The sequence below is a fragment of the Pseudomonas sp. UBA5568 genome (assembly GCF_002425525.1).
GTDB classification, from domain to species: Bacteria; Pseudomonadota; Gammaproteobacteria; order Pseudomonadales; family Pseudomonadaceae; genus Aquipseudomonas; species Aquipseudomonas fulva.
The window spans coordinates 83,092-89,091 of the sequence record NZ_DIMK01000032.1; the positions used below are offsets into that span (position 1 = coordinate 83,092).

The window sequence follows — 6,000 nt, forward strand, 5'->3', positions numbered from 1 at the left end:
ACGGGTCCGCCAGTGTTAGAAAAAACAGCCTAACAGTTAGCTGGAAACCGCGTCGACTGTTCGCCCGTGCTCGGCCGATCAGTGAGAAGCTTCGGCGCATTCCATTCCTGCATCATCAGCGAGCACGCCATGACCGAAACCCTGCCAGCACGCACCTACCTGTATTTCATTGCGCAGTCGGTCAACCTCACCACGGCTGTGATGTCCGTGACCATGGCGGCCCTGGTCGGTGCTGCTCTGGCGCCCGATCCTGCGTGGTCAACGGTGCCCTACGGGTTTCAGTTTCTCTGCGTGATGCTGGCGACCTACCCGGTGTCGTGGCTGATGGGGCGCATCGGTCGTCGGCGCGCGTTCATGCTGGGTGCTCTACCCTTGGCCCTATCCGGCGTCAGCGGGTTCCTGGCCGTGCAGCACCAGCACTTTGTTGCCCTGATACTCAGCCACTGCGCATTGGGGGTGTATATCGCGTTCGCCAACTTCAACCGGTTTGCCGCTACCGACAACCTGACGCAACACCTCAAAGCGCGGGCGCTCTCACTGGTGGTGGCAGGCGGAGTGATCGCGGCAGTGGTGGGGCCGGCCTTGACCGGTTGGCTCAGGGATGTGGGTGGGTATCCGCTGTTCTCGCTGTGCTACGCCGCCTTTGTCGGCCTGGCGCTCGTGTCGTGGTTGATAGCCCTTTGCTTGCCTAAAGAGAAACCGGTCAATCGCCCGCAGCAGGACCTGCGAGCGTGCGAGGTAGGGCAGCTTGCGTCACGCAGGGTGCTGGTGGTGGCGATGAGCGTGGCAGCGCTGGGGTACGGCATCATGAACCTGTTGATGATCCAGGCTTCGCTGCACATGAAAGGTATGCACCAGGACTTCTCCGACGTGCGCATGGCCATCCAGTGGCATGTCGTGGCGATGTTTGCGCCTTCGTTCTTCACTGGCAGCATCATTCAACGGTTGGGCATCAAGGTGACGATCTGTGCCGGGTTGGGTCTGTTCGTGGTGAGCACGGCCTTGAACATGGGGTCTAGCAGTTATGCCGTGATGACGGCGGCACTGATAGCCCTGGGCCTGGGCTGGAACCTGACCTACGTGGGCGGGGGGGCGCTGCTGGCGCAGGCATTGCAAGATAGCCCGGGGGCGATGCGCCTGCAGGGCAAGAATGACCTGGCCATCGCCGTGTGTGCCACCCTCGGCGCCTTTACGCCATCCTTGTTGCTGGACACCGCAGGCTGGACGGGCACCAACGGTCTATGCATGGTGCTGTGCCTGGGGCTGTTGCTGGCCACCGCGCTTCGGTTGCCAGCCAAGCCAGGCACCTCGGCGCCCGGGCTGCAGACCGCACCGCGCCCGCGCTAACGGACAGGCGCGGTGCTGTCAAACGGCGGGACGGCTATCAGGCGCCGTGGCACTTCTTGAATTTCTTTTCGCTGCCGCAGGGGCACGGGTCGTTGCGGCCAACATCCTTGAGGGCGTTGCGCACCGGCTCCTGGTGACCGTGGTTGCAGTGCGGCCCGTGGACGTGGCCGTGGCCGTGATCATGGTGATGATCGTGGTCGTGGTCGCAGTCAGGGCCGTGAACGTGAGGCTGTTGGGACATTGCAGGGTTACTCCAGGTAATGATCGCCGGGCATTATCTCACCACCGCGCAACAAGTGCAGGTTCCGATGGATCAACAGGCCGGTGCCCAGTTCGGCCTTGAGCGTGTACTTCAAAGGCTGGTGGCTCTTGAGCATCTTGGCCAAGGGCTTGAGGCGCTGCCACAGGTTGGTTCGGGCGGTGATCTTGAAGGTGCGCTGGTCGTGCCCGCCAACACTGCGCCACAGGCTGGCTTCGTCTTCTGCCAGCAGCACATCGTTCAACCGCAGGGCATAGGACAGGTTGCGGATGAACAGGCGGCTGTCGTTGGGGTTTTCCACCCGCACGTGGAGCACGAATTCCTGTTGCAGCAGGCGGGCCTTGACCGTTTCCACCCTGACCAGGTGGATCTCCGGTTGCCGCCATGGCTCACCACCCCAGCTGACGCAGCCGGCCAGGAGCATCACCAACAAGGCAGGCAGCAGGACACGCAGGCGGGTCATCATGCTCAGCCACCCACATAGCTGGCGCAGCATTTCTTGAATTTCTGCCCGCTTTGGCAAGGGCAGGGATCGTTGCGCGTGGCGTTCAGGCCAACGGTGGGGTCGATGAAGTACCAGCGGCCATCGTGCTGCACGAAGGCTGAGCGCTCGCGGTGCTGGTGATCACCGTCCTGGTCGTGCCAGCGGGCAGTGAAGGTGACGAAGCCGTGTTCAGGCTGGCCACCGATCAGCTCGGCGTCTTCCACTTCCAGGCCCAGCCAGGTGCTCTGGGCACTCCAGGCGGCCATGGCGGCGCGATCGAGGCCGGCCTGTTGGGCTGGCAAGGTGGTCGCCACCAGGTAATCGACCAGCCCCAGCACATAGGCGCTGTAGCGTGAGCGCATCAGGGCTTGGGCGTCCGGTGCAGGTGTGCCGGCGTGGTAATGCCCGCAGCAGGCGTCGAGCACGTTGCCACTGCCGCATGGACAGACCGAAACACTCATCATCACCACCAGTATTTGCCGAAGTTTTCAGGGTTGGCCCAGAACCGCGCATTCAGCCAGTCAGGGACCTGCTTGTAGTCATGTAGATCATAGGTGAACAGGCTCAGCACCTGCTGGTCGCGTTGAAACTTCTCACTGGCCGACAGGGCCAGGGCGAAGAAGTCCGTGTCTTGCCAGCCGCAGGCGGCCAGGTCGGCCAGCACTGCGACTCGACTGGCGTTGAGATTGCGAATGCCACCCAGCAGTTCCAACCCGTTGCGCTTGGGCAGGTGTTCCAGGCAATCGACCAGAAGCGCCAGGTCGAAGCGCTGGGCTGCCAGTTCAGCCGGCAGCGGGCCCGGCGGCGCGCACGCCAGGCTCGCTTGTGGGTGGGCCTGCAGGAAGGCGTCAAGTGCCGGGAACCGCGTGCCCACCAGCAACAGGCGTTGCGGGGACACGCGCTCGAGCAAGGCGGCAAGCGCCTGCTGCGGTGTGCGTTGGGAAAAACCGTCGGTCATTGCCAGTCCTCATCAAGATCAGCCAAGACTATCGGGCCAGAGCCTGTCGGCATAGGGCCGTGGCATCCGGTCATGGCAAATGGCTGGCAGGCTGTGCAAGCAGCGTCTTTACTGCCCTGATCGGCCACGATGCCGATCCCCCCAAAAGAGGCGATGAGATGAGCATAGTACGCACAGCTGTACCTCTGGTTCTGCTCACCAGTGTGTTGACTGGTTGCGCGGGTTTGCAAAAAACCGACTGGCCCAAGTGTGCGGCGGTCGGCGGTGTGGGCGGCGCAGCGCTGGGCGCGATCGAAAGCTCGAGCTGGGCAGGTTGGGGCGCGCTGCTCGGGGGCGGCCTTGCAGCGGGGTATTGCTGGGCCCATGGTGATGGCGACGAAGACGGCGATGGCGTACCCGACAGCCGTGACAAGTGCCCAGGGACGCCGCGCGGCGTCCAGGTCGATGCCAACGGTTGCCCGCCGCCTGCGCCGCAAGTCGAAGCTGTGGTCGTCGAGCAAGTGGTGGTCGAGAAAGAAGAGGTGATCGTCATCCGCGATGTGCATTTCGAATTCGACTCTGCACGGCTGACCGCCGCCGACAAGCAGCGCCTCAATACCATCGCCACGCGCCTGAAGCAGGAAGCGCCGTCGGCCCGCCTGAGCGTGAGCGGCCACACCGACAGCGTAGGCGCCGACAGCTACAACCAGAAACTTTCCGAGCGCCGTGCCCACTCGGTCACCGACTATCTGGTCGAAAGCGGCATCCCGCGCAACAGCTTCGTGTCCGTGGTCGGGGCCGGCGAATCCCAACCTGTGGCTGACAACGCCACCGCCGAGGGGCGTGCCATGAACCGTCGTACGGAGATCAAGATCCAGCGCTGAAGCAGCAGCGCCCGCCCAGCGTATCGGCGCGGGCGCTTTGCAAACGCCATAGACGGTAATGGCCGGTGCCCATACATTGCCAAGCGCAGTGTGCGCTGGCGTGAGTCCCGACCGAGCGGTTAATGTGAAATGGTCGCGTTGGCCATCCCGGCAGTACGCCATACGGTGGGGCAGAGCATGAAATTCATCTTGAGCCTGGGCAAGCTCCTGACCATAGTCTTCTGGGGTGTAGTGCTGTACAACCAGATGGTGCCGCAACCTGTGCCGCTGAACCTGTTGATCAACGCCACGGGCCTGTTGCTGGTGCTGCTGCATTTGCTCGAAATGCTGTTTTTCAATGCCAGTCTGCGCGGCCGTAGCCATCGCTGGTTCGACCGTCTGCAGATCCTGTTGACGGGCATTTTCCACATCATGTCCATCCCCCGCGCGCAAGAGGCGCCACGAAATGCGTAATCTGATGTTGTTCGCCCTGTTGGCTGCGCCGCTTGCGCAGGCACAGAACCTCGAAGTACCCGCCAATTCCATGCTGCGCTTGCCGACCAAGTCGGCCGAGGTGCATCTGGAGCAGCTCAGGGTGGCGGACGATGCCACCTTGCTGCTTCCCGCCACGCTCGCCTCGCTGACGGTCGATCGGCTGGAGCTGGGCCGTGATGCGCGTATCGCCGTGGCGCCGGCCGATACCCCGCTCCTGATCGAAGCGGCCAGTGCCAGCCTGGGTGAAGGCAGTGAGTTCAGTGCGCCGGGCGCGCCTGGGACTTATGAACGTGCCGCGCGTTCAGGGCGCGGGCTCGACCTCAAGCTTGCCCAGGTGCAGGGCGAACAACTGTCCATCGACGCCCGCGGCGGCGCGGGTGCGCCAGGGTTCGCCGGGCTCGATGGTGCCAACGGCCAGGCCGGTGGTTGCACCTGGGGCCGTGCCAGCCGTGGCTTCAATGGGGATGATGGCGGCAATGGCCACGACGGTGCACCGGGTGGTCGAATCCGCCTGAGCGTGCCCGAGGCCTTCCCGGCCGAGCGCATCAGGGTGCGCCTGGACGGTGGCGCGCCGGGCAAGCCTGGGGCAGCAGGCCAGGCGGGCAAGGGCGGTGCGAGCAAGGGTTGCCTGGTGTACCGCACCTCGCCGGGCAACAGTGGCCGCGCCGGGCAACCCGGTCAGCAAGGCCTTGCCGGGGCTGCCGGCGAGCTGATCCTGCAGCGACTCTGATCGCTGCGGGTACGCTCAGAACATCAGGCGGGCACTGGCCACGGCGACCACGGCCAGGCCCAGCAGCAGGTTCACCCCCACCATCCGGCGGATGCGCCCCAGCACGGCCGCCGCGCCTGGCCAGTCCTCGGCCTGGACCGCCGTTTTCATTTCTGGCAGCAGCAACGCCTGGATGCGCATGAACAGGGCGAACATGACGATACCGCCCCCGATCATCACCTGGACATACCGCGGCGCGGTTTCGAAGCCATTGAAGCGCAGGTGAATCATGCCCACGCCGCTTATCGCCAGAATCGCCACGGCCACCCAGACCCAGCCGAAGAAGCGTCGGAAAACTTCCACCCACAACCGCAGCCTGGCAGGCCCGTCCAGCGCTGCACCCGTTGCCGGGCGCAGCACCATCCAGGCGAAGAACATGCCACCCACCCACACCAGGGCGGCCAGAACGTGCAGGGTGTAGGGCAGGGCAAAGGCAGTCATCCGGATCTCCATGCGGCATAAACAGCGTGAGCGGGGTATGATAGCCGCCCTATGCGCGATACTGAAAATATATCCAGCCCTCCGGGCGCCTGCACACCATGATCAGCACTGAACTCAAAGCCACCATCCAGGGCGCCTACACGCGATTTCTCGAAGCCAAGAGCCTCAAGCCGCGTTACGGCCAGCGCCTGATGATCGCCGAGGTGGCCAAGGTCCTCGGGGATATTCCCTGCGACGACGAAGGCCGCCGTGCCGGCGAGCCCGCCGTCGTGGCGGTGGAGGCGGGCACCGGTACCGGCAAGACGGTCGCCTACAGCCTGGCGGCCATTCCGGCGGCCAAGGCGGCAGGCAAGCGCCTGGTCATCGCCACCGCGACCGTGGCGCTGCAGGAGCAGATCGTCTTCA

9 protein-coding genes and 1 pseudogene (1 of these 10 only partly in view) are annotated in these 6,000 nt (G+C 64.4%); 5 read left to right on the forward strand and 5 right to left on the reverse strand.

The features are described 5' to 3' along the window. Positions 1–129 precede the first annotated feature (129 nt). The gene (locus B2S33_RS10660; RefSeq protein WP_286928106.1) at positions 130–1,347 is read left to right on the forward strand and encodes an MFS transporter; all 1,218 of its coding nucleotides are present in this window, start codon (positions 130–132) and stop codon (positions 1,345–1,347) included. Positions 1,348–1,384: 37 nt separating this feature from the next. Here the strand turns inward: B2S33_RS10660 and B2S33_RS10665 are convergent, their stop codons facing one another. Genes B2S33_RS10665 through B2S33_RS10680 form a run of 4 tightly spaced genes read right to left on the reverse strand, consistent with a single transcriptional unit; the run spans position 1,385 to position 3,048 of the window. Then, positions 1,385–1,588 (reverse strand): SEC-C metal-binding domain-containing protein, encoded by a 204-nt coding sequence (locus tag B2S33_RS10665; protein WP_027915332.1) that lies wholly within the window; start codon positions 1,586–1,588, stop codon positions 1,385–1,387. A gap of 7 nt (positions 1,589–1,595) precedes the next feature. Beyond that, positions 1,596–2,072 (reverse strand): LEA type 2 family protein, encoded by a 477-nt coding sequence (locus tag B2S33_RS10670; protein ID WP_027915331.1) that lies wholly within the window; start codon positions 2,070–2,072, stop codon positions 1,596–1,598. Positions 2,073–2,074: 2 nt separating this feature from the next. Further along, the gene (locus B2S33_RS10675; protein WP_049696456.1) at positions 2,075–2,551 is read right to left on the reverse strand and encodes a YchJ family protein; all 477 of its coding nucleotides are present in this window, start codon (positions 2,549–2,551) and stop codon (positions 2,075–2,077) included. 2 nt (positions 2,552–2,553) lie between these two features. After that, on the reverse strand, positions 2,554–3,048 hold the full coding sequence (locus tag B2S33_RS10680; protein ID WP_027915329.1) for a DUF6231 family protein: 495 nt from the start codon (positions 3,046–3,048) through the stop codon (positions 2,554–2,556). 158 nt (positions 3,049–3,206) lie between these two features. Between B2S33_RS10680 and B2S33_RS10685 the strand changes: the two genes are divergently transcribed. From B2S33_RS10685 to B2S33_RS10695, 3 genes are all read left to right on the forward strand, one after another. Then, the gene (locus B2S33_RS10685) at positions 3,207–3,911 is read left to right on the forward strand and encodes an OmpA family protein (protein ID WP_027915328.1); all 705 of its coding nucleotides are present in this window, start codon (positions 3,207–3,209) and stop codon (positions 3,909–3,911) included. Positions 3,912–4,088: 177 nt separating this feature from the next. Continuing rightward, positions 4,089–4,364, forward strand: a complete 276-nt coding sequence (locus B2S33_RS10690; protein WP_027915327.1) for a DUF1145 domain-containing protein — start codon at positions 4,089–4,091, stop codon at positions 4,362–4,364. After that, entirely contained in the window at positions 4,357–5,115 is a 759-nt protein-coding gene (locus tag B2S33_RS10695) for a collagen-like protein (protein ID WP_288650242.1), read from the forward strand. The genes B2S33_RS10690 and B2S33_RS10695 overlap by 8 nt, the downstream gene beginning before the upstream one ends. A gap of 15 nt (positions 5,116–5,130) precedes the next feature. Here B2S33_RS10695 and B2S33_RS10700 read toward each other — a convergent pair whose 3' ends face one another. After that, positions 5,131–5,595, reverse strand: coding sequence for a CopD family protein (locus tag B2S33_RS10700; protein WP_059183274.1), 465 nt, complete (start codon positions 5,593–5,595; stop codon positions 5,131–5,133). 98 nt (positions 5,596–5,693) lie between these two features. Between B2S33_RS10700 and dinG the strand changes: the two are divergent. Further along, positions 5,694–6,000 (forward strand): annotated as a pseudogene (dinG, locus tag B2S33_RS10705) (ATP-dependent DNA helicase DinG); it runs 1,849 nt beyond the window's last position.

What these genes read in the sequence shown, in the direction of transcription:
- B2S33_RS10660 (WP_286928106.1), top strand. Translation starts at nt 130, where the DNA reads ATGACCGAAACCCTGCCAGCACGCACCTACCTGTATTTCATTGCGCAG.
- B2S33_RS10665 (WP_027915332.1), bottom strand. Translation starts at nt 1,588, where the DNA reads ATGTCCCAACAGCCTCACGTTCACGGCCCTGACTGCGACCACGACCAC.
- B2S33_RS10670 (WP_027915331.1), bottom strand. Translation starts at nt 2,072, where the DNA reads ATGATGACCCGCCTGCGTGTCCTGCTGCCTGCCTTGTTGGTGATGCTC.
- B2S33_RS10675 (WP_049696456.1), bottom strand. Translation starts at nt 2,551, where the DNA reads ATGAGTGTTTCGGTCTGTCCATGCGGCAGTGGCAACGTGCTCGACGCC.
- B2S33_RS10680 (WP_027915329.1), bottom strand. Translation starts at nt 3,048, where the DNA reads ATGACCGACGGTTTTTCCCAACGCACACCGCAGCAGGCGCTTGCCGCC.
- B2S33_RS10685 (WP_027915328.1), top strand. Translation starts at nt 3,207, where the DNA reads ATGAGCATAGTACGCACAGCTGTACCTCTGGTTCTGCTCACCAGTGTG.
- B2S33_RS10690 (WP_027915327.1), top strand. Translation starts at nt 4,089, where the DNA reads ATGAAATTCATCTTGAGCCTGGGCAAGCTCCTGACCATAGTCTTCTGG.
- B2S33_RS10695 (WP_288650242.1), top strand. Translation starts at nt 4,357, where the DNA reads ATGCGTAATCTGATGTTGTTCGCCCTGTTGGCTGCGCCGCTTGCGCAG.
- B2S33_RS10700 (WP_059183274.1), bottom strand. Translation starts at nt 5,595, where the DNA reads ATGACTGCCTTTGCCCTGCCCTACACCCTGCACGTTCTGGCCGCCCTG.